The following is a 22,736-nucleotide window of genomic DNA, read 5'->3' on the forward strand; positions in this document are numbered from 1 at the left end:
CTGAGCAGGGCCTTTTTCATTTCTCTTGATCAATGATCGGGCGTCAATGCCTTTGCCCCATTACTACTTTCGAGGGTAATGGAGTGACGCGATCTATTGCTGAGGAGCAAGAGCACGCCAATTGCGTTTCCTGCGCACTGTTTTGATCGGGGCGCGCTCCCTACAATCCGTCCACATCTTGAGCTCATCACGTCAAGGAGGACGAATGACGGGGCTCTTCACCCCTATCGCGCCGGATCGCACCACAGATCTGGCATCCGCAGTACTCACCGATGACAATCGGCTCATCGTGATCGTCATTGCGGTCGTGGCACTCGCCGCACTCGTCGTCGCGCAGATCCTGGTCCGCCAGGTCCTCGCCGCCGACGAGGGAACCGACAGCATGAAGAAGATCGCCGAGGCCGTCCAGGAAGGCGCCAACGCCTACCTCGGCCGGCAGCTGCGCACCCTCGGCGTCTTCGCCATCGTGGTCTTCTTCCTGCTCTTCCTGCTCCCCGCCGACGACTGGTCGCAGCGCGGCGGACGTTCCGCCTTCTTCCTCGTCGGCGCCCTCTTCTCGGCCGCCACCGGCTACATCGGCATGCGCCTGGCGGTCCGCGCCAACGTCCGTGTCGCCGCCGCCGCACGCGAGGCCACCCCGGCCGAGGGGGAGCCCGCCAAGGACCTGACCGAGGTCTCCCACAAGGCGATGAAGATCGCCTTCCGCACGGGCGGCGTCGTCGGCATGTTCACCGTCGGCCTGGGCCTGCTCGGCGCCTCCTGCGTCGTCCTGGTCTACGCCGCCGACGCCCCCAAGGTCCTGGAGGGCTTCGGCCTCGGCGCCGCCCTGATCGCGATGTTCATGCGCGTGGGCGGCGGGATCTTCACCAAGGCCGCCGACGTCGGCGCCGACCTGGTCGGCAAGGTCGAGCAGGGCATTCCGGAGGACGACCCGCGCAATGCCGCGACCATCGCCGACAACGTGGGCGACAACGTCGGAGACTGCGCCGGAATGGCGGCCGACCTCTTCGAGTCCTACGCCGTCACCCTCGTGGCGGCGCTCATCCTCGGCAAGGCGGCCTTCGGCGACCTGGGCCTGGCCTTCCCGCTGATCGTCCCCGCGATCGGCGTGATCACCGCCATGATCGGCATCTTCGCGGTCTCCCCGCGCCGGTCCGACCGCAGCGGCATGACCGCCATCAACCGCGGCTTCTTCATCTCCGCCGTGATCTCCCTGGCGCTGGTCGCGATCGCCGTCTACGCCTACCTGCCGGCCACCTACAAGGAGCTCGTCGGCGTCGAGAACCCGGCGATCACCAACCACTCCGGTGACCCGCGCATCCTGGCCGTCGTCGCCGTCGCCATCGGCATCGTGCTCGCGGCCCTGATCCAGCAGCTGACCGGCTACTTCACCGAGACCAACCGGCGCCCCGTCCGGGACATCGGCAAGTCCTCCCTGACCGGCGCGGCCACCGTCGTCCTCGCCGGCATCTCCGTCGGCCTGGAGTCGGCCGTCTACACGGCCCTGCTCATCGCCCTCGGCGTCTACGGGGCGTTCCTGCTCGGCGGTACGTCGATCCTGCTCGCGCTCTTCGCGGTGGCCCTGGCCGGCACCGGCCTGCTCACCACCGTCGGCGTCATCGTCGCCATGGACACCTTCGGGCCCGTCTCCGACAACGCCCAGGGCATCGCCGAGATGTCCGGCGACGTCGAGGGCGCCGGTGCGCAGGTCCTGACCGACCTGGACGCCGTCGGCAACACCACCAAGGCCATCACCAAGGGCATCGCCATCGCCACGGCCGTGCTCGCCGCGGCGGCGCTCTTCGGCTCGTACAACGACGCGATCGCCACCGCGGTCAGGGAAGTCGGCGCCAAGGCCGGGGAGATGAACCTCAGCCTGGACATCGCACAGCCCAACAACCTCGTCGGGCTGATCCTGGGCGCGGCCGTCGTGTTCCTGTTCTCCGGCCTCGCCATCAACGCCGTCTCCCGTTCCGCGGGCGCCGTCGTCTACGAGGTGCGCCGCCAGTTCCGCGAGCACCCCGGGATCATGGACTACACCGAGAAGCCCGAGTACGGGCGCGTCGTCGACATCTGCACCAAGGACGCGCTGCGCGAGCTCGCCACGCCCGGCCTGCTCGCCGTTCTCACCCCGATCGCCGTGGGCTTCTCCCTCGGCGTGGGCGCGCTCGGTTCCTTCCTCGCCGGCGCCATCGGCACGGGCACCCTGATGGCGGTCTTCCTCGCCAACTCCGGTGGCGCGTGGGACAACGCGAAGAAGCTCGTCGAGGACGGCCACCACGGCGGCAAGGGCAGTGAGGCCCACGCCGCGGTCGTCATCGGCGACACGGTCGGCGACCCGTTCAAGGACACCGCCGGGCCCGCGATCAACCCGCTGCTCAAGGTCATGAACCTGGTGGCGCTGCTGATCGCACCCGCGGTCGTGCAGTTCAGCTACGGCGCGGACAGCAGCCCGACCGTACGGGCCGTCGTCGCGGTCCTCGCGATCGCCGTCATCATCGGCGCGGTGTACATCTCCAAGCGCCGCGGCATCGCCGTGGGCGACGAGACCGAAGACGGAGCCGCCGAGCGGGTGGCCCAGTCGGCCGACCCCGCGACGGTCTCCTGACCCGAGGTCCGGTCAGCGGGACGGGCAGGGCCGGGCAGGGCCGGCCGGTACGCCCGAACGGCGGACGGACGGCGCGTACTGACGCGCCGTCCGTCCGCCTTTGTGTGTCCCCGGATGGCAGGCGTGTATCTTCCGGGCCGAGAGCCTTCGAAGGGACCAATCCGGTGAACAAGAAGCTTGCGGCCGCGTTGTCGGGCGGTGCGGTGCTGATGCTCGTCCTGTCCGGCTGCGGCGGTGACGAGACCGACCAGAAGGCCAGCGCCTGGGCCAAGAAGGTCTGTGACCAGTGGCAGCCCGAACTCAAGAAGATCGAGGGCGCCAACGCCGAGATCAAGCGTGTGGCTTCGGAGAGCAGCAAGTCCGAGGAGGTCCAGAAGACCGACTCGGCGGCTTTCGCGACCATGACCGAGTCGTACAAGGCGATGGCGACCGCCCTGCAGTCGGCGGGCGTTCCACCGGTCAAGAACGGCGCCGCGACCCAGGCGGCGGCCGCCAAGGGCTTCGAGCAGACCTCCCAGGGCTACGCCGACCTGAAGGCGAAGATGGACGCCCTCGACCCCAAGGACCAGCCGAAGTTCGCCGACGGCCTCAAGGAGGTCGCGGGCGGCCTCCAGGCGGCGACGAAGGGCGGCCAGGACGCGCTGTCCCAGCTCAACGCGGGTGGCCTGGACAAGGCGATCAACAGCCAGAAGGGCTGCCAGGTCGCGACGTCGTCCGCGTCGCCCAAGTAGGCCCGGACAGCAGGGCCGGCCCTCGGGGGACGGCGTTCCGTGCGTACGTCGATCAGGGGCGGCCGGGGTCCCGTGAGGGCCGCGGCCGCCCTTTTGCGCCCGCTGGCCCGGTGCGATCGGCAGGACGGGTCCCAGCGGACACAATGGACGCGTGAGTACCACCAGCCTTCCCACGCCCGACCGCGCCGCCGAGCTCCGCGAAGCCCTGCTCGACGCCGGTTTCACCGCCGACGGGCTGCTCGACCTGCTCGGCGCCCCCGCCTACGCCGCGCTGGCCCGCAGCGAGACCGTCCCCGCCCTGCGCGCCACCCGTGGCCCGGGCGACGGGGCGCTCGCGAGCCTGGTCCGGCTGTTCCTGCTCCAGCAGCCGGAGCCGTACGTGCACGCCGCCGGGGCGCTGCCCGTCGAGGCCGCCCTGGCCGACGGCTGGCTGCGGCTGGAGGGCGACGAGGTGCACGCCACCGTCGACGTACGCCCGTACGGCGGCCCGGACGGCGAGGACTGGTTCATCGTCTCCGACCTCGGCTGCTCCGTCGGCGGAGCCGGCGGGATCGGCAGCCGCGAGGAGCAGGTGGTCCTCGGCGTCGGGGGCGCCTCCACCACCCTGGCCGGGATCACCGTCCGCACCCCGGTCGGCTCCGCCCTCGACGTCGGCACCGGGTCCGGGATCCAGGCACTGCACGCCTCCCGGCACGCCACCCGGGTCACCGCCACGGACGTCAACCCCCGGGCCCTGGCGTTCACCCGTCTGACGCTGGCCCTGTCCGGAGCCCCGGAGGCCGAGCTGCTCGCCGGGTCGCTCTTCGAGCCGGTCGGCGAGGCCACGTACGACCTGATCGTGTCGAACCCGCCGTTCGTGATCTCCCCCGGCGCCCGGCTGACGTACCGGGACGGCGGGATGAGCGGCGACGACCTGTGCCGGACCCTGGTCCAGGAGTCCGGTGCGCGGCTCAACCCGGGCGGGTACGCGCAGTTCCTCGGCAACTGGCAGCACGTGGAGGGCGAGGACTGGCACGAACGGCTCCGCTCCTGGGTGCCGCGCGGCTGCGATGCCTGGATCGTGCAGCGTGACGTGCAGGACGTGACGCAGTACGCGGAGCTGTGGCTGCGCGACGCGGGCGACCACCGGGCCGACCCCGCCGAGTACGCCCGGCGCTACGAGGACTGGCTGGACGAGTTCGAGGCCCGTGGGACCAAGTCCGTCGGCTTCGGGTGGATCACCTTGCGCCGGACGGACGCGGCCGAGCCCTCGATCGTGGTCGAGGAGTGGCCGCACACGGTGGAGCAGCCGCTCGGCGAGGCCGTCCTGGCCCACTTCGCGCGCCAGGACTACCTGCGGGCCCACGACGACGCGGCCCTGCTGGAGGCCTATTTCGCGCTGGCCGAGGAAGTGGTCCAGGAGCAGGTCGGCGCGCCCGGAGCGGAGGATCCGGAACACGTCGTGCTCCGGCAGAACCGTGGAATGCGGCGCGCCACCAAGGTCGACACGGTCGGCGCCGGCTTCGCCGGAGTGTGTGACGGCTCACTGAGCGCGGGCCGGATCCTGGACGCGATCGCGCAACTGGTCCAGGAGGACCCGATCGTGCTGCGGGACCGCACCCCGGAGGCCATCCGGACGCTGGTCGAGCAGGGTTTCCTGGACCCCGTGGCGGGCCCCGCGCAGTAGCGGGCACCGGGATGTAACCCTGGGTTCGCCCGCCGTACCCCCGGGGCTGCCAGTCTCGTGCGCAGAGGGATCCGGGGGGATCCCGAGAGCGACCCGGGGGCGAGGGGAAGCGGCGCGGAAAACGGTCCGGCGATCTTCGCGGAGGCCGTGTTCCCGCTGTTCGGGGCCGCTCTGCAGGCCTGGACGGGGCGCGCACTCTTCCGCCGTACGCCGGTGGCAGAGGGCGCGCGCCCCGTCGCGGTCGCCGTGCCGGTCCCGCTCGTCGAAGCGGCGGCGCCGGCTTCCCGAGCGGGGCGCCCCGCTCGTGTCCCGCTCGGGTCCCGCCCGGGTCGCGCCCGGGGATTACGGGGCCTGCCAGGGCGGGGATCCGGCCGTCGCTTCAGCCCTGCGATCCGGCGTCGGACCAGGCCCGGGACCGGCTGCGAAGGCGCGGCCAGACGGCCCTCCGACCACCCTGGCCGGTGATCGGCAACTCCCCGGCGCGGCATCCGGGCGGCAGAAACGGCACTTGTCGGGTTACCGTTCGAGTGGCCGTTGCGGGCTTCTGCCGTTTGACACGGGGGCGGGTTGTACCGTCACACTCCGCAGCGTCGCCGTACTGCGACCGAGTGCCGACCGGAGAGAAGAGCCAAGTTGTCCCCGACTAGCGAGACCGCAAAGGGCGGCCGCCGACTCGTCATCGTCGAGTCCCCAGCCAAGGCGAAGACGATCAAGGGCTACCTCGGCCCCGGATACGTCGTCGAGGCGAGCGTCGGGCACATCCGCGACCTCCCCAGCGGCGCGGCCGAGGTTCCCGACAAGTACACCGGCGAGGTGCGCCGTCTCGGCGTGGACGTCGAGCACGACTTCGCGCCGATCTACGTCGTCAACGCCGATAAGAAGGCCCAGGTCAGGAAGCTCAAGGAGCTGCTGGCCGAGTCCGACGAACTCTTCCTCGCCACCGATGAGGACCGCGAGGGCGAAGCCATCGCGTGGCACCTGCAGGAAGTCCTCAAGCCCAAGGTCCCCGTCCACCGGATGGTCTTCCACGAGATCACCAAGGACGCGATCCGCGACGCCGTCGCCAACCCGCGCGAGCTGAACCAGCGCATGGTCGACGCCCAGGAGACCCGCCGCATCCTCGACCGCCTGTACGGCTACGAGGTCTCGCCGGTCCTGTGGAAGAAGGTCATGCCGAAGCTGTCGGCGGGCCGCGTGCAGTCGGTGGCCACCCGCCTCGTCGTCGAGCGGGAGCGCGAGCGCATCGCCTTCCGCTCCGCCGAGTACTGGGACCTGACCGGAACCTTCTCCACCGGCCGCGCCGGTGACGCCTCCGACCCGTCGTCGCTGGTCGCCCGCCTGAACACCGTGGACGGCAAGCGCGTCGCGCAGGGCCGTGACTTCGGCTCGAACGGGCAGCTCAAGAGCGAGGTGCTGCACCTCGACGAGGCGAACGCCCGGGCGCTGGCCGCCGCGCTCGAGGGCGCGACCTTCGCCGTCCGCTCGGTCGAATCCAAGCCGTACCGCCGTTCTCCGTACGCCCCCTTCCGTACGACGACGCTCCAGCAGGAGGCCTCGCGCAAGCTGGGCTTCGGTGCGAAGGCGACGATGCAGGTGGCGCAGAAGCTGTACGAGAACGGCTTCATCACCTACATGCGTACCGACTCCACCACGCTGTCCGACACCGCGGTGTCGGCGGCGCGGGCGCAGGTCACCCAGCTCTACGGGGCCGACTACCTGCCGGAGAAGCCGCGCGTATACGCCGGCAAGGTCAAGAACGCGCAGGAGGCGCACGAGGCGATCCGTCCTTCGGGTGATCGTTTCCGCACTCCCGCCGAGACGGGTCTGACCGGCGACCAGTTCCGCCTGTACGAGCTGATCTGGAAGCGGACCGTCGCCTCCCAGATGAAGGACGCGGTCGGCAACAGCGTGACCGTGAAGATCGGCGGCCGCGCCTCGGACGGGCGCGACGCCGAGTTCAGCGCCTCCGGCAAGACGATCACCTTCCACGGCTTCATGAAGGCGTACGTCGAGGGCGCGGACGACCCGAACGCCGAGCTCGACGACCGCGAGAAGCGGCTGCCGCAGGTCGCGGAGGGCGACGCGCTGGCCGCCGAGGAGATCACGGCGGACGGGCACTCGACCAAGCCGCCGGCCCGCTACACCGAGGCCTCGCTGGTCAAGGAGCTCGAAGAGCGCGAGATCGGCCGCCCGTCGACGTACGCGTCGATCATCGGCACGATCCTCGACCGCGGATACGTCTTCAAGAAGGGCACGGCGCTCGTGCCGTCCTTCCTGTCGTTCGCCGTGGTCAACCTGCTGGAGACGCACTTCGGGCGGCTCGTCGACTACGACTTCACCGCGAAGATGGAGGACGACCTCGACCGCATCGCGCGGGGCGAGGCCCAGTCCGTGCCGTGGCTGAAGCGCTTCTACTTCGGCTCGGAGGACGCGACCGAGGTCGTGCCCGCCAACGGGGACCACCTCGGTGGTCTGAAGGAGCTGGTGACGGACCTCGGCGCGATCGACGCCCGGGAGATCTCCTCCTTCCCGGTCGGCGACGGCGTCGTGCTGCGCGTCGGCCGCTACGGGCCGTACGTGGAGCGCGGCGAGAAGGACGCGGAGGGCCACCAGCGGGCCGACGTCCCCGACGACATGGCTCCGGACGAGCTGACGGTCGAGTACGCGGAGGAGCTGTTCGCGAAGCCGAGCGGCGAGTTCGAGCTCGGCAAGGACCCGGTCAGCGGGAACGAGATCGTCGCCAAGGACGGTCGCTACGGGCCGTACGTGACGGAGATCCTCCCCGAGGGCACCCCGAAGACGGGCAAGAACGCGGTCAAGCCGCGGACGGCCTCGCTCTTCAAGTCCATGAGCCTGGACACGGTCACCCTCGACGAGGCGCTGAAGCTGATGTCGCTGCCGCGCGTGGTCGGCGTGGACGCGGAGGGCGTGGAGATCACGGCCCAGAACGGCCGCTACGGCCCGTACCTGAAGAAGGGCCCGGACTCGCGGTCGCTGGAGACCGAGGACCAGCTCTTCTCGATCACGCTGGACGAGGCGCTCGCGATCTACGCGCAGCCCAAGCAGCGGGGCCGGGCCGCGGCCAAGCCGCCGCTGAAGGAGCTGGGCACGGACCCGGTCAGCGAGAAGCCGGTGGTGGTCAAGGACGGCCGCTTCGGGCCGTACGTGACGGACGGCGAGACGAACGCGACGCTGCGGCGGGACGACGACGTCGAGACGATCACGCCGGAGCGGGGCTACGAACTGCTCGCGGAGAAGCGGGCCAAGGGCCCGGCCAAGAAGGTGGCGAAGAAGGCCCCCGCCAAGAAGGCCCCGGCGAAGAAGGCCCCGGCGAAGAAGGCGACGGCGACGAAGACCGCTGCCGCCAAGAAGACGACGGCCAAGAAGACCACCGCCAAGAAGGCGACGGCGAAGAAGACGGCCGCCGCCCCGGCTGCGGACGAGTAAGTCGCTTCGCACCAAGGGCCCCGCGCCGAGCGCGGGGCCCTTGCGCGTCCGCCCCGCCCTTTTCAGCCCCGCCGGCGTTTGAGGCGCGGGGTCCGGGGCAGAGCGCCGCGACGGCGCCGGGCCGTTCCGGAAGGGTGGGTCAGGGGTCACACCCGGCCTTGTCCACAGGCTTCCGCACCCGCCAAGCGCAGCGGATAGGCTGGGCGGATGACGCGAGCCGAGCAGCCGGCGGTCGTGACCGCCCCGGCGAATCCCACCTACGACGAAGCCCTAGCCGCGGACTCCCGCGAGCGTGCGGTGCGCGCACTGCTGCGCACTCCCAGGCTGCGCCGGCTGTGGAGCGCCCAGTTGGTGAGCGGCATCGGCGATGCCCTCGCCCTGTTGGTGCTGGTTCTGCTGGCCCTTCAGGCAGCCACCTCGGAAGGCGCCTTCGGCGGTGGGTACCGCGGCGCGGCCCTCGCCGTCGCCACCGTCTTCGGGGTCCGGATCCTCGCCACCCTGCTCTTCGGCGCGGTCCTCCTCGGCCCGCTGGCCGGGCTGCTGGGCGCGGGCGGCAAGCTGGACCGCCGCTGGACCATGATCGGAGCCGACGGGGTCCGCCTCGGGCTCTTCGTCGTCGCCCCGCTGTGGCTCGACTGGATCCCGGCCCATGCGCTGACCGCGCTGCTCGCCACCGTCTTCGTGTCCGGCGCCGCCGAGCGGCTGTGGACCCTGGCCAAGGAGAGCGCGGCGCCCGCCCTGCTGCCCGCGCCGCCGCCGGAGGGGGCGACCGTACGGCCGCTCCCGGACCACCTGGACGCACTGCGCCGGCTGACCCTGCGTACGAGCTTCGCGGCGCTCCCCGCGGCCGCGGCCGCGCTGCTCGCCGCGACCCTGGTCGGCAAGGCGCTCGGCCTCGGCGTGGACTGGTTCGCCGCGAACCAGGCCGCGCTCGGCTCGTACGTGGCCTCCGGCCTCTTCGCCGCCTCCGTCTCGCTGCTCCTGCCGCTGGTGCTGCCCGGCGGGGCGACCCCGCGTCCGCGTTCCCCGCTGGAGGGCCTGCGCGCCCCCAAGGCGGGCGACCGGCCCGACAAGGGCCGTACGGGCGCCATCCCGCTGCTCGTCGTGAGCTGCGCGGCGGTCGCCGGAGCGGTGTCCAGCGCCGTGGCCGTCGCCGTACTGCACGCCTTCGACCTGGGCGGCGGGCCGGCCGCCTTCGCGTTGTTCGTCCTCGCGCTGGTCGGCGGCACCGCCGCGGGCGTCCGCGCCACCCAGGCCGGCAAGGTGCTGCCCGCCCTGTCCCGCCGCCGGCTGCTGGCCCTCGCCATAGCGGTGACCGGGCTCGCGCTGTTGCTGACCGGGCTCGTCCCGGACATGGCGACCGTGCTCTTCCTGTCGCTGCTCGCCGGCACCGCCGCGGGCGTGGCGGCCAACACCGGCCACACCCTGCTGGACCAGGAGACCGAGGAGTTCCGCCGGGCCCGCGTCACCGAGCACCTCCAGGCGGCCGTACGGGTGGCCGTGGCGCTCGGCGCCGTCGCCGCCCCCCTGCTGGCCGCGGCGATCGGCCCGCACCGGCTGACCGGCGCCGAGGTCGTCTTCGCGCACGGCGGCGCCGCCTTCACCCTGATGCTGGTCGGCGCCCTGCTGCTGCCCGTCGCCGTCGTGGTGCTCACCAAGGCCGACGACCGCCGGGGCGTTCCCCTGCGGCGGGACCTGCGCGAGGCGCTGCGCGGCGGGGAGCCCGTACAGGCGGCGTCCGCCACCGGGTTCTTCATCGCCCTGGAGGGTGGCGACGGAGCCGGCAAGTCCACCCAGGTCGAGGCACTGGCCGACTGGATACGGGGCAAGGGCCACGAGGTCGTGGTGACCCGGGAGCCCGGGGCGACCCCCGTCGGCAAGCGGCTCCGCTCGATCCTGCTCGACATCTCCTCGGCCGGTCTGTCGAACCGCGCCGAGGCACTGCTGTACGCCGCCGACCGTGCGGAACACGTGGACACCGTGGTGCGCCCGGCCCTGGAGCGCGGCGCGGTCGTCATCTCGGACCGCTACATCGACTCCTCGGTGGCCTACCAGGGCGCCGGCCGCGACCTCTCCCCGACGGAGATCGCCCGTATCTCGCGCTGGGCCACCGACGGGCTCGTCCCGAACCTGACCGTGCTGCTCGACGTATCGCCGGAGGCGGCGCGCGAGCGGTTCACGGAGGCACCGGACCGGCTGGAGTCGGAGCCGGCGGAATTCCACCAGCGGGTGCGGTCCGGGTTCCTGACCCTCGCCGCGTCCGACCCCGGCCGCTACCTCGTGGTCGACGCGGGCCAGGACCCGGATTCGGTGACCACCGTGGTACGGCACCGCCTGGACCGGATGCTTCCGCTCTCGGAGGCCGAAGTGGCCGCCCAGGCGGAGGCGCGGCGCCTCGCCGAGGAGGAGGCCCGGCGCAAGGCCGAGGAAGAGGCGGCGCGCAAGGCGGAGGAAGCGCGGCTGCGAGCCGAGGAAGAGGCCCGCAAGGCCCGCGAGGCCGAGGAAGCGCGGATCCGGGCAGAGGCGGAGGCCGCCCGCAGGGCGGAGGAGGAGCGGCTGCGCGCCGAGGAGGAGGCCCGGGCGCGGGCCGAGGCCGAGCGGCTGCGCGCGGAGGCCGAGGAGAAGGCGCGCGCGGCGGAAGCCGAGCGACTGCGCCGGCAGGCCGAGGAGGAGGCCCGGCTGCGGGCCGAGGCCGAGGAACGGCGGCTGGAGAAGCAGCGGCGGGCCGAGGAGGCCCTGCTGAAGGCCGAGGAGGCGCGCCGGCTGGTGGAGGCCGAGGCGGCGGCGAAGGCCGCGGCTGCTGCCGCCGCTGCGGCTGCGGAGGCTGCTGCGGTCGCGGCGGCTCCCGCGCCCCGGCCCGCACCTGCGCCTGCGCCCACGCCCACGCCTGCTCCCGCACCTGCTCCCGCTTCAGCGCCCAAGGTCGGGATGACCAAGCAACCGGAGGCGGAGCCGCACCCGGACGACGCGGTGACGGTGGAGACCCCGGCGGTGGCCAAGCCGGTCAAGCGGGTCGTCCAGCCGGACGACGTCACCCAGACCGTGCCCGTGCCGAAGGTCGACCCGGCGTCCGCGGAGGAGACCACGGTGCTGCCGCCGGTCCGCGCGACGGACGAGACGGCGGTCCTGCCGCCCGTACGCCCGGGCGGCCAGGCCCCGCAGACCCGCCAGACCCCCCAGGCTCCGCAGGCCCCGCAGGAGGGCGGAACCGGTCGGACGGCCAGGTCCGCCACGCGGCCGACGGCCCAGCGTCCCGAGGAGAACCCGGCCGACCGGGTGCCGTCGGGCATCTTCCGGGACTCCGGCAACGACCGGACGCGGGAGCTCCCCGTCCTCGACGACGAGGGCCGGCCGCGCCGGGCGCGCCCGGACTGGGCCGAGGAGACCCCGCTGGACGATCTGCCGACGCTGGCGGACGAACTGCTGGGCCGCCACCGGGACGACGAGGACGGCGACGAGGGCGAACGCGCACCGCGCCGCCGCCGCTGACCCCGGGCCGGGTCCGGGTGGGACCGGATTGTCAGTCGCGCCCGCCACAATGGGTGCACGGAGAGTGAAAGGTGGTGGGCGGGATGCCCGTATGGGACGACCTGGTGGGACAGGAGCGGGTCCAGACGCAGCTGGCCGCCGCCGCCCGCGATGCCGACGCGCTGGTCACGGCCATCACGGAGGGGTCCGCCCCGCCCGCGGCCTCCAAGATGACCCACGCCTGGCTGTTCACCGGACCGCCCGGATCCGGGCGGTCCACCGCCGCCCGGGCCTTCGCGGCCGCCCTGCAGTGCACCAGCCCGGACCGCGCCCTGGGCGGTGAGCCGGGCTGCGGGTTCTGCGACGGCTGCCACACCACCGTCGTCGGCACGCACTCCGATGTGCAGATCGTCCGCACCGATCTGCTGTCGATCGGTGTGAAGGAGACCCGCGACCTGGTCCGCCGGGCCCAGCTCTCCCCGGCCGTCGGCCGCTGGCAGGTCATCGTCCTGGAGGACGCCGACCGCCTCACCGAGGGCGCCGGCAACGTCATCCTCAAGGCCGTGGAGGAGCCCGCTCCGCGGACGGTGTGGCTGCTGTGCGCGCCCTCGCTGGAGGACGTGCTGCCCACCATCCGCTCCCGCTGCCGGCACCTGACGCTGCGCACCCCGACCGTGGACGCCGTCGCCGAGGTGCTGGTCCGGCGCGACGGCATCGAGCCCGCCGTCGCCGCGGCCGCCGCCCGGGCGACCCAGGGGCACATCGACCGGGCCCGCCGGCTCGCCACCGACGAGACCGCCCGCGCCCGCCGCGCCACCGTGCTGAAGCTCCCGCTGCGCGTCGACGACGTGGGCGGCTGCCTCAAAGCCGCACAGGAACTGGTCGACGCCGCCGCGGAGGACGCCAAGCAGGTCGCGGAGGAGGTCGACACCAAGGAGACCGAGGAGCTGCGCGCCGCGCTCGGCGCCGGAGCGGGCGCCGGCAGCCGGATGCCGCGCGGCACGGCGGGCGTGATGAAGGAGCTGGAGGACCGGCAGAAGCGCCGCCGCACCCGTACCCAGCGCGACACCCTCGACCTGGCGCTGACCGACCTCACCGGCTTCTACCGGGACGTGCTGGCCCTGCAGCTCGGCTCGTCCGTGGCCATCGCCAATGAGGAGATACGGCCCGACCTGGACCGGATCGCCCGCGCCTCGGGCCCCGAGCGGACCCTGCGCCGGATCGAGGCGATCATCGCCTGCCGGGACGCCCTCGACCGCAACGTCGCCCCGCTCCTCGCGGTCGAGGCGATGACGATGTCGCTGCGCGCGGGCTGACCGGGCCGACCACGGGCCGATCGCGGGCTGACCACCGGCGCGGTGGTGGACCGGCGGTCCACATCCGGTTGACGGGTTCACCCGTACGGGCGGACCGGTCGCCGGGACCCGGCAGCGCCCGGTCCGTGCCCGCCCGGCGCGGGCCACGGAAGGCGCGCGGCCGTCCGGCTCCCGAGCCGCTCCCTGTCGTCCTCCGGCAGGACGTACGCTCCGGGGATGGACACCAGTCGCCTGCTGCGTACCACCGGGACCGTGATCGCAGCCACCGGGCTGCTGCTCTCCGGGTGCACCTCGGGAGGGCCGGGGAAACCAGGTGCCGCCGCGTCCTTCGCACCGCAGTCCGCGGCGACGTCCGCGCAGCCGTCCCCGGACGCGGCCGCGCTGCGCCCGTACTACGCGCAGAAGCTGACCTGGCGCGACTGCGGTGTCCCCGGATTCGAGTGCTCCACCATGAAGGCACCGCTGGACTACGCGAACCCCGGCTCCGGCGGTGACGTCGACATCGCGGTGGCGCGCCGCAAGGCCACCGGCCCCGGCAAGCGCCTCGGCTCGCTGCTGGTCAACCCGGGAGGCCCGGGCGGCTCCGGGATCGGCTATCTCCAGGCGTACGCGGGAATCGGCTACCCCGCGGCGGTCCGGGCCCAGTACGACATGGTGTCCTTCGACCCGCGCGGGGTGGAGCGCAGCAGCCCCGTCGAGTGCCTGGACGGCCCGGCCATGGACAAGTACACGCAGGTGGACCAGACGCCGGACGACGCGGCCGAGCGGGCCGAGCTGGTGGCCGCGTTCAAGGAGTTCGCGGCCGGCTGTCAGAAGAGCTCGCAGCGGGTCCTGCCGCACGTCTCCACGGTCGAAGCCGCCCGGGACATGGACCTGCTGCGCGCAGTGCTCGGCGACGAGAAGCTCAACTACGTCGGAGCCTCGTACGGCACCTTGCTCGGGGCGACGTACGCGGACCTCTTCCCGGACCGGGTCGGCCGGCTGGTCCTGGACGGGGCGATGGACCCCGCCCGTCCCGCGCTCGAACTGAACCGGGACCAGACGGCCGGCTTCGAGACGGCCTTCACCTCCTTCGCCAAGGACTGCGCGAAGCAGCCCGACTGCCCGCTCGGCAAGGGCGGCCCGGACGCGGTGGCGGCGCGCCTGAAGGAGTTCTTCCGCAAGGTCGACGCCCAGCCCGTACCGTCGGGCGATCCGGACCGTCCGCTGGGAGAGTCCCTGGCGACGACCGGGGTGATCGCGGCGCTGTACGACGAGAGTGCCTGGCCGCAGCTGCGCGAGGCGCTCTCGTCGGCGATGAACGGGGACGGGTCGGGCCTGCTGAGCCTGGCCGACAGCTACTACGAGCGCGAGGCGGACGGCAAGTACGCCAACCTGATGTTCGCGAACGCCGCGGTCAACTGCCTCGACCAGCCCCCGGCCTTCAGCGGCCCGGAGGCCGTCGACGCCGCCCTGCCCTCCTTCGAGAAGGCCTCGCCGGTCTTCGGCGCGGGCCTGGCCTGGGCCTCGCTGAACTGCACGTACTGGCCCGTGAAGGCCACGGGCAGGGCGAAGGCGCTGACCGCGAAGGGCGCCGCCCCGATCGTGGTGGTGGGCACCACCCGCGACCCGGCGACCCCGTACAAGTGGGCCCAGGCCCTGGCCGGCCAGCTCGAATCGGGCACGCTCCTCACCTACGACGGCGACGGCCACACGGCGTACGGCCGCGGCAGCGCCTGCATCGACACCGCGATCAACCGCTACCTCCTGGAGGGCAAGCCCCCGCAGGACGGCAAGAAGTGCTGAGCCGCAGGGCCCGGCATGATACGAGGACGAGGCGAGGGAACCGCTGACGCGGTACGACGACACCGGCACGCGCACCCGGCGCGGCCGGTTCGAGCTGCTTCGACCCGTGGATGTTCCACGACGGGGCGCTGGTGGAGGTCCCCTGCCGGCCGCCGAGCGGTTCCCTCCGCACCCGGGTTCCCTGTGGCACACAGACGCAGGCCACACCTGGCCGCCCGAACAGCCCCCGCCGCACCTGCTGGACCCGTGTCCGGCCTGGTGGTGAAGAGGCGCGGAGATGACACAAACACCCGTATATGTGAGCTCTGTCCCACCCATGCGAAACCTGGTTCGGGGCACCCGTCCACACCCTGTAGACTTGGCGCCGCTGCTGATGAGAGCCCCTCTTCGAGGGAATACTTGTCTGACCAGCGGTGCCGCCTTAGCTCAGTTGGCCAGAGCAACGCACTCGTAATGCGTAGGTCTCGGGTTCGAATCCCGAAGGCGGCTCTGTAGAACCCCCAGGACTCACTCGCCGTGACCTGGGGGTTTTGCTATTTCTTGGGTCCGGTGAGCATGGGGCGGCTGGGTTCCGAGAGCCGTGCGTGAGCGGAGGGGCTGTCAGCCCTTCTTCGCGGCCTTCTTGGCCTTGGCCTTCTTCTTCCCCTTGGCCTTGGCCTTCGCGGCTTGCCTGGCCTTCTTGGCGGCCTTGCGGGCCTGCTCTTCCTGCTCGGCCTCCTGCTGCTGCGGTGGCGCTCCAGGACGCCGACGATGTCGTCATCGAGCGCGACCACCCGGAAGCCGCTGTCCGTTTTCGGCTCGGACGCCTCGACTCCCAGCCGTCCTGGACGAGCTGCCCTCGGGACACTCCCTGCGTACCCAGGCCAGGCTCCACACGGTCAGCCTCAGCGTGCTCTCCCCCAACGTCGTACTCGAACACGGCGTCGGCCTCGCCGAACAGGTCCGCAACGGCGCGCTCAGGCTCGACGCCGCCTACGACGAAGTCTGCCGCCGCAAAGCCCAAGCAGCAGCCATCACCGCCCAGTACGACAACCCGCGGAGCTCGTCTGCTTGGAGTGTGATCTGGTGGCGGTGGTGACGCGTTCCTCCAACCCCTCGATCAGCTCATCTGCATCCTCCTGAAGCACGGCGATGCCTTCCTCTGCGTGCTCCGTGGGGAAAGAGTGACGGGTGATGATCGAGACCAACGCACTGCTCCTTGCTGCAGATCGCACGAACCCTCCGGACAGGCGAGCCGTGCCTCGGGCGGGGGCGCCGCCCGAGATCGCTCAACCGCGGCTGCCTAAACGCCTCATCCCAACCTGTCAGGTGGGGAATTCGCCGAGCCAGGCCGGTTCAGGAGCTGGCTAGGGAGGTATTCCGACACCACGTTGATGGGAAATTCGCCGTCGTAGGCGAAGCATGCTACGGCCAGCGGCCCGATTGCCCACAAGCCGGAGACGTCGAAGTCGCGCTCCTCCTGGCTCCAGTAAGTCTTGTGCAATTCGAGTGCTTCGACCAGAGCAGCATTGAAGCCGTCATGGTCCCGCTTGACGAAGCAGTAGAAGAGGTTGATCGGCGGGTATGAGATCTGCTGCAACCAGTCCCGCGGGGCGATCCGTGCCACGTCAGGGTGGGACTGCTTGAATGCCAGCGTCAGCTCCTCCACCATGTCCGCCTGCCGGTGTGTCCAATACGCCTGCAGGGTGGCGACCCAGTGGTACAGATACTTGTCGTGCATCGCCCCCGACGCTCGTAGCGTCTCCATCGGGACTTCACACAATGCGGTCATTCGCTTCTGGTCGCGGCAGATGACCGCAAACCAGAAGGCGTCCAGCCAGTTCGGACAATTCGCGATCTGCTTGGGTCCGATGGCGGGAAGTCGCCGGATCTCGTGGTGGATACGGCATTCCGCGGTTCCCTCGGGTGGCCCCCGTGACCTGGAACAGGGCGGAGCCGACCTGGGCGGCGTTGACCACAGCCTCCCAGGTGTTGATGCCCGCACCGTCCGGATCCACGGCGGACCGCGCGGCAACGCTGAGGCGGACAGAATTCCACAGTGCGTCGAGCATTCCAGGGGAATCTTCCAGGGACTCGATCCCCTCGATCGCCGTGGTCGTCATCCGTGCCGCGTAGGCCTCGTCGTCAGGGCCTGCGGCGCCATGCCGGTCAACAGTGGCGGTCACTCGATCTCCCTGATGTCTGAACTTCGGCTTGGTGTAGCCAATGAGCGTGCCGGCGTTGTTCTGTCCCTTGACAACGACGTAGTCAAGGCGCCCCTCCTTGAGGGCGGTGCGGAGTTCGGCAGCCAGTTCGCCGTCGCTCTTGAACTTGGGGTTCCGGCCTCGCTTTTCCATCTGCTCGATGATGTCGAGGAAACATGTGCGCGAGCCTTGGGAGTAGCCTGCGCCGTTGACCACTCGTTTGCCCAGAGTGGTGTCAACACGGATCCATGGGGAGTGAATTCGGGTACTCCTCCAGCTCGTCGATGTCCCGAGCCAGACTCACCCAGGACGCTCGGCCCACTCCTCTTCCGTGGCACCTGGGGTGAAATGCCGACTCACGGTGACGGTCACGGAAGAGTCCCCTTGTGATGTCGAATCGCCGGTACGGGCAGCGGCCTGGCTCCCGAGAATCCGCGATCTCGTGGCAGGACGAGTGAACGGGTGGAGTGGGGCCGGCGGGGCGGGGCGCTACGCGTCGAACTCGCCGCGCCAGCCGAAGTCGAGGAGGGCCTCGGGGAGGTAGTCGGTCTCGACCTCGACCGGGATGCCGTTGGCCTTGGCCAGGCAGGCGATCGCCAGCGGGGCGAGGGCCACGATGCCCAGGATGTTCTGGGCGCGGTCCTCGTCGGCGGTCCAGTACTCCTTGTGCCAGCGAACGGCGTCGGCCAGGGCCTCGTTGAAGCCGGCGGGGTCGTTGCGCAGGTACCGGTAGAGCATCATGATCGGCGGGTACCGGAGCTTGCTCATCTCCTCCGCGTCGACGACGCGGGCCTGCTCGGGGGCGCTCAGGTCCACGGCGCGCACCAGGTGCGTGCGCAGGTCGTCACGGTGAAGCCAGAAGCTCTGGAGGGTCTCCACCCAGGCGTAGGTGTATTCGTCCAGGGTTCCGCCGAAGTCGCGCAGCAGGGAGACCGGGATCCGGGCCAGCATGTCGAGGCGGGCTGCCTCGCGGCAGATGATCGCGAGGTAGAAGGCGTTGAGCCAGGTGTTCGCGTTGAGGTAGGTCTGCGGGCCGGTGGTGGCGAGGTGGCGCTCCTCCTGGCGGATCTTGCAGGTGACCGTCTCCCGGTCGGGATCGGCGGCTGCGAAGACGGCCGAGTGCACCTGCATGGCCAGCAGCCAGGACTCCCACGTCTCCAGCATGACGGAACCAGGGTCACCGACCGTGCGGACGAGGGCGACATTCAGCGACCTCATGACCGCGCCCGACCGGGAGTTATGCGAGGTTTCGATCTGCTCCAGTGAATAGGACAGCGACCCCTCCATGGCGGGAACCACCGCCGCCATCTCGTCCTTCGGATAGTCCTGGCGCGGCACGATCACGGACGCTGTCTCCTTTGTCATATCTTAAAGAATTCGAGGACGGCCCCAGCGTACTTACTGCCGCCGTCAGTGGCCTTCACCATTGCGTACTCCAAGTTTTTGGCGTCCAGGGCCTTCGTGAGCTCATCGGCAAGGTCCGAGTTCGTCCATACCTTGCCCGAGGCGTCGGTCACCTTCAGATTCGGACGGAGTTCCATCTCGGCGATGATGGTCCGCAGGTACGGCTCGGTGCCCTGCTTCACCATGAAGCCCTCGGCCGGACCGACGCCCTTGCGCCACAGGAGGCCCGAAGAGGGCGCCTTCGCCTCGATGATCATCAGCTTGCCGTCAGGGCGGCGGTACAGCTGGTCGAACATGTTGGCGCCGTTGGGCGTCTTCGGCAGTGGCTGCTCCACCGAGCCGGGGAACTTCTCCGGGACCACGTGCAGCCGCGCAGCGTCCTCGCCGAGGCGTTCCGAGAACGAGGTGTTGTTGGAGGTGTTCTCCCCCCACCGCGGGGTCATGCGCGCGTCGAAACGCTCCTGCGCTTTTGCCAGGTCGGCCAGCGTGTCGGCGGTGGGCAAGGCCTTGTGGGCACGCTCGGCGTTGGCGAGTTCCACGGAGGCCTTGCGGTCCCGTGCGACATCGTCGAGGTGGCCGATCGCCGGATGGGTTTCGTCGCGGAGGAACGGATCCTTGCCGAACTTGGTCTCGGAGCCAGCGGAGGGAAGGCTGTTCTTGGAGATCCAGGACCCGTCGCTGTCCTTCGCCAGGATCGGCAGCTCGACGTCGTCGATCTTGGTGTGGATGCTGTGACGGTGCCCGTCCGACCGGTAGTACTGGTTGAACCAGGTCTTGTCGGGATCGTTCGCCCTCTGCACGAACTCGTCCTGCTTGGCTTTGACCTGCTCGGGCGTCATCTGGTGCCCGGAGGCGGGGGGTGTCGGCTGGCCGTCGTGACCACCCGGCGGGGTCGCGCCGTCTCCCGCACGGGCAGCATCGTCACCGAGGCCCGGAAGGCCGTCGAAGCCGCCGGGGCCGTGGCCGACCAGTGGGTTGTGTGTGCCGCCCGTGCCTGGGGTGTCCGGGTGGGTGCTGCCTCCGCCCGGGCCGTCCGCGTGGGTGCCCGCCGTGGTTGGGGTGTCCGGGTGGGGGTTGCTGGCGGGGTTGTTCAGGTCGGCGCGGGGGCCGTGGTCCGGGGCGTGGCCGCCCGGGGTGGTGTGGTCGCCGGCGCGGCCCGTCGGGGTGTGGTCGGCGCCGTGTGCGCCGTTGTCGAGGGCGTGGAGGGGGTCCGAGATGTCGGAGCCGAGGTGGATGGCGTTGTCGCCGCCGCGGGCGCCGACGCCGGCCAGTTCGCGTTCCGGGACCCTGGCCGTGGCCGGGGAATCCACCTTCGGGGCCTCGGTCCGCGGTACGTCCGCGCCCGTCTCCGGCGAGGGCTCCTGCCTGGCGGCCGCTCCGCTCTGGTCGAGCGAGCCGTCGGCCTTGTAGATGTTGCCCTCGATGTCCATGAACCGCGAGGTGCCGTCCGGCAGTTTCACCGTGCCGGGCGGGAAGGCCGTCGTGCCTTCGGGGAGCTTGATGGTGCCGTCGGAGAGCTTGAGCGCGCCCTCGGGGACCGCCGTGCCGGACGGGAGGTGGATCGCACCGTCGGGAAGCATGACCGCGCCGTCGGGGAGGGCGATCGCGCCGTCCAGGTTGATGCTCGGGGCCTCGAACTTGCCCATGCCCTTCAGACCGGCCATGACATCGCCGATCTTGGAGAAGCCGGCGCCCGCGCCCTTGAAGATGTACGTCATCGGGTCGATCGCCCGGCCGGCCTTGCCCGCGAACGACAGGGTCTTGGCGACCGCACCGGCCTTGCCCGCACCGGAGGCCGCGCCACCCGCACCACCGGTGAACACCGTGGTCACGACGTTGAAGGTGACGGCGCCCGCCGCACGACCCGGGTTCGACCCCCACTGATCCCACGCGAGGAGCGCCTTGCCCGGCTCCTTCATCGCGGTACGGGAGTCACGCAGCCACGAGGGCAGCTTGTCGTCCGGGGCCGCCATGAACAGGGGGCCCACACCCGGGATCATGGCGATGCCCAGGCCGGTGCCCAGTTTGGCCAGACCCGTCCAGGACTGCTTGAACACGTCCCAGCCCTGGAGGCCGACCAGGCCGCCCAAACCCTTGAGGGTTCCCCACACGCCGTCGACGACGACGCCCTTGCCGAACTCCCAGGCGTGTTCCCAGATCTGCCAGCCGGGGATCGACTCCTCCACCGCGTCACCCCACGGCAGCGACTTGGCCTGCTTGAGGGCCTCGGCGTCGTAGCCGTACATGTCGGGAGCGTTGGAGCCGTCGTTGACCCGCAGGGGCTTGCCGCCGACCAGCGCGACGATCTTCGCGTGAGCGGCCCGTTCCACCTCGTGGAACTGCTCCCACACCTCGGCGACCTCGTTACGGCGTTCGAGGTTCTCGTCGATCAGATCGCCGTCCTCGGCCCACTTCTCGTCCTTGTCGGTCTTCGTGCGGAACGCCTGCGCCTCCGCCCTCAGACTCTCCAGCTTCTTGATGATCGGCGCGGCATCCCGCGAGTACGTGCCCAGAGCACCGGCGATCGTGCACATGTCGGAGCTGAGTTTGAGACCCAGGTCCTGGACCGGCTTCGTCGTCGCGAACAGCTGGTCCGCCTCCGGCGCCTGGTAGAACGCCTGCAGACCACCGAAACTGGTGTGGACGTCGGAGGCCTTCGTCGAAACGGTGGCGCCGCCCGACGAGATCAGCTTCACCTTCTCGTCCAGTACTGCCAGATCCCGTGAAGACCGGTATCTCGGCCGGATCGACCCGTGCTCCCCCGCTCACGGCTTGGCCCCCGTCTTCTCACGCAGCAGGTCGAGGTTCACGGCCCGCGCCGCGTCCTGGGCTTCCTTGGCCTGGTCCAGGTCGCCTTGCAGGTACTCGTTCGTCGCCAGAACCGCACCGCGGATGCACGCCTCGATCCGCTCCGCCATCGACTTGAACTCCGGCTTGCGGGCGGTCAGGTACTCGCCCAGCGCAGCCGCGACCGGACCCATCGCCTTCTGAGGCGCCAGGAAAGCCGCTCCGGGAGACGGAGCCGCACCCGGCGCCAGCGGACCCTGCGGAGTCATCCCCGACTGCGAACCCGGCACGGCCGTCCCCGCAGCCTGAGCCGCCTCCGACATGGCTGTGAGCAGCGCGTTCAAAGCCGTCTCGAGCTCGCCGGCGTTCCCGCCGACCGTCTTCAGATGACCCTGCACGCCCTGCGGCTTGATGTCCCATGACGTCATGGACGACCCACCCCCGTGTACCCGACTGCCCTACTGCCTGGCTGAAACGATCCTGCTCAGCCGATGTTGTCGACCGCGGTCCGCGCCCGCTGCAGCGTCTGGTGCGCCGTCGCGTCATTCTTCGCCAGCGTCGTGTCGGCCACACCGGCCGTCGCGAGCGTGCTGTCGTGCGGCAGCGCCGAACCGTCCGAGGTGATCAGCTGACGGGTCAACGGACGGGACGCGGTCCGGTCGTCGAGCAACTGCAATATGTCCGGCAGCAATTGCCCGATGGGGGTGTCGGAGGGCAGGACCATGTCGGCCCGGCGCCGCTCGCCGACCAGGGTCACCCGACTCAGTTGCGACCGGGAAGTCGTTGCTGTGCTCACCACTTACGGGAACCTATCATCGCAGGAGTGCGACCTTTCGGGCCAAGGGGGACATGTGGTTGCTGCGGGGCTGTGAACTCTCCCGGATCCACACGTCTCTGCTTCTTCCTCTACGACTTCGTCGGCGTGGGCGACTTGGCCGGGTGCGAGGGCGTGGGTGACGACGACTTCGGTGATTTCGGCGCCTTCGACGGGGACGGGCCGCCCGTGCTGCCCGCCGGGGCGCCCGCGGGGCCGGACGGCTGCTGCGATGCGGCGGGCTGCACGGGCGGCTGCATCGGCCCCTGTTGCAGCTGTTGCTGCTTCTGCTGCTGCTCGGCCTTCTGCTTCGAGAGGGTGTGCTGGACGAAGGACCACCCGACGCAACCGGCGCACAGGACGGCCGCGATGGCGATGCCCGCGAACAGCTTCCCGAGCCGCTCGTCCGCCGTGCGCCGAGCCCGCTGCGCACCGAAGAGCAGCGCGTCCCTCATCCTGCGGCGGCGTACCGCCACCGACTCCAGAAGCTGGCTGTCGTAGTCCCGTGCCATCCGTCGTCCGCTGCC

At 70.9% G+C, this 22,736-nt stretch carries 13 protein-coding genes, 1 tRNA gene and 2 pseudogenes; 9 read left to right on the top strand and 7 right to left on the bottom strand.

The annotated features are described in order from the left end of the window. Positions 1 to 205: 205 nt before the first annotated feature. The 9 genes from ACGFZK_RS17515 to ACGFZK_RS17555 all read left to right on the top strand — a co-directional run bounded on the left by ACGFZK_RS17515 (position 206) and on the right by ACGFZK_RS17555 (position 16,099). The gene (locus tag ACGFZK_RS17515) at positions 206 to 2,608 is read left to right on the top strand and encodes a sodium-translocating pyrophosphatase (protein ID WP_393849742.1); all 2,403 of its coding nucleotides are present in this window, start codon (positions 206 to 208) and stop codon (positions 2,606 to 2,608) included. A gap of 164 nt (positions 2,609 to 2,772) precedes the next feature. Beyond that, positions 2,773 to 3,339, top strand: coding sequence for a small secreted protein (locus ACGFZK_RS17520; RefSeq protein ID WP_393849743.1), 567 nt, complete (start codon positions 2,773 to 2,775; stop codon positions 3,337 to 3,339). Between the two features lie 151 nt (positions 3,340 to 3,490). Continuing rightward, positions 3,491 to 5,005, top strand: coding sequence for a methyltransferase (locus ACGFZK_RS17525; protein WP_393849744.1), 1,515 nt, complete (start codon positions 3,491 to 3,493; stop codon positions 5,003 to 5,005). 633 nt (positions 5,006 to 5,638) lie between these two features. After that, on the top strand, positions 5,639 to 8,452 hold the full coding sequence (gene topA / locus ACGFZK_RS17530; RefSeq protein WP_393849745.1) for a type I DNA topoisomerase: 2,814 nt from the start codon (positions 5,639 to 5,641) through the stop codon (positions 8,450 to 8,452). A gap of 207 nt (positions 8,453 to 8,659) precedes the next feature. Next, the gene (gene tmk, locus ACGFZK_RS17535) at positions 8,660 to 11,941 is read left to right on the top strand and encodes a dTMP kinase (RefSeq protein WP_393849746.1); all 3,282 of its coding nucleotides are present in this window, start codon (positions 8,660 to 8,662) and stop codon (positions 11,939 to 11,941) included. A gap of 83 nt (positions 11,942 to 12,024) precedes the next feature. Then, on the top strand, positions 12,025 to 13,236 hold the full coding sequence (locus tag ACGFZK_RS17540; RefSeq protein WP_393849747.1) for a DNA polymerase III subunit delta': 1,212 nt from the start codon (positions 12,025 to 12,027) through the stop codon (positions 13,234 to 13,236). Between the two features lie 216 nt (positions 13,237 to 13,452). Next, positions 13,453 to 15,021, top strand: a complete 1,569-nt coding sequence (locus tag ACGFZK_RS17545) for an alpha/beta hydrolase (protein WP_393849748.1) — start codon at positions 13,453 to 13,455, stop codon at positions 15,019 to 15,021. Positions 15,022 to 15,436: 415 nt separating this feature from the next. After that, positions 15,437 to 15,510: transfer RNA gene (locus tag ACGFZK_RS17550), tRNA-Thr, on the top strand. Positions 15,511 to 15,910: 400 nt separating this feature from the next. Then, positions 15,911 to 16,099: a hypothetical protein gene (locus tag ACGFZK_RS17555; RefSeq protein ID WP_393849749.1), complete on the top strand. Its 189-nt coding sequence runs from the start codon at positions 15,911 to 15,913 to the stop codon at positions 16,097 to 16,099. Between the two features lie 213 nt (positions 16,100 to 16,312). Here the strand turns inward: ACGFZK_RS17555 and ACGFZK_RS17560 are convergent, their stop codons facing one another. From ACGFZK_RS17560 to ACGFZK_RS17590, 7 genes and pseudogenes are all read right to left on the bottom strand, one after another. Further along, complete coding sequence (locus tag ACGFZK_RS17560) at positions 16,313 to 16,891, bottom strand: immunity 49 family protein (protein WP_393849840.1); 579 nt, start codon at positions 16,889 to 16,891, stop codon at positions 16,313 to 16,315. Further along, positions 16,776 to 17,420: a hypothetical protein gene (locus ACGFZK_RS17565; RefSeq protein WP_393849845.1), complete on the bottom strand. Its 645-nt coding sequence runs from the start codon at positions 17,418 to 17,420 to the stop codon at positions 16,776 to 16,778. The genes ACGFZK_RS17560 and ACGFZK_RS17565 overlap by 116 nt, the downstream gene beginning before the upstream one ends. Before the next feature lie 273 nt (positions 17,421 to 17,693). Next, the gene (locus ACGFZK_RS17570; RefSeq protein WP_393849750.1) at positions 17,694 to 18,569 is read right to left on the bottom strand and encodes an immunity 49 family protein; all 876 of its coding nucleotides are present in this window, start codon (positions 18,567 to 18,569) and stop codon (positions 17,694 to 17,696) included. Then, positions 18,566 to 21,304, bottom strand: a complete 2,739-nt coding sequence (locus ACGFZK_RS17575) for a hypothetical protein (RefSeq protein ID WP_393849751.1) — start codon at positions 21,302 to 21,304, stop codon at positions 18,566 to 18,568. Before ACGFZK_RS17575 ends, ACGFZK_RS17570 begins: the two co-directional genes overlap by 4 nt. 69 nt (positions 21,305 to 21,373) lie before the next feature. Next, the gene (locus tag ACGFZK_RS17580; protein ID WP_393849752.1) at positions 21,374 to 21,823 is read right to left on the bottom strand and encodes a DUF6507 family protein; all 450 of its coding nucleotides are present in this window, start codon (positions 21,821 to 21,823) and stop codon (positions 21,374 to 21,376) included. Positions 21,824 to 21,957: 134 nt separating this feature from the next. Next, positions 21,958 to 22,194: pseudogene (locus ACGFZK_RS17585) on the bottom strand (EsaB/YukD family protein); the annotation flags it as partial. Positions 22,195 to 22,409: 215 nt separating this feature from the next. Then, positions 22,410 to 22,721 (bottom strand): annotated as a pseudogene (locus tag ACGFZK_RS17590) (hypothetical protein); the annotation flags it as partial. Positions 22,722 to 22,736: the final 15 nt, after the last annotated feature.

The sequence above is a fragment of the Streptomyces sp. NPDC048257 genome (assembly GCF_043201855.1).
GTDB lineage: Bacteria > Actinomycetota > Actinomycetes > Streptomycetales > Streptomycetaceae > Streptomyces.

Excerpts from the sequence above, each read along its gene's own strand:
- ACGFZK_RS17580 (WP_393849752.1), bottom strand. The coding sequence starts at position 21,823 with ATGACGTCATGGGACATCAAGCCGCAGGGCGTGCAGGGTCATCTGAAG.
- ACGFZK_RS17515 (WP_393849742.1), top strand. The coding sequence starts at position 206 with ATGACGGGGCTCTTCACCCCTATCGCGCCGGATCGCACCACAGATCTG.
- ACGFZK_RS17545 (WP_393849748.1), top strand. The coding sequence starts at position 13,453 with ATGGACACCAGTCGCCTGCTGCGTACCACCGGGACCGTGATCGCAGCC.
- ACGFZK_RS17540 (WP_393849747.1), top strand. The coding sequence starts at position 12,025 with ATGCCCGTATGGGACGACCTGGTGGGACAGGAGCGGGTCCAGACGCAG.
- ACGFZK_RS17570 (WP_393849750.1), bottom strand. The coding sequence starts at position 18,569 with ATGACAAAGGAGACAGCGTCCGTGATCGTGCCGCGCCAGGACTATCCG.
- tmk (WP_393849746.1), top strand. The coding sequence starts at position 8,660 with ATGACGCGAGCCGAGCAGCCGGCGGTCGTGACCGCCCCGGCGAATCCC.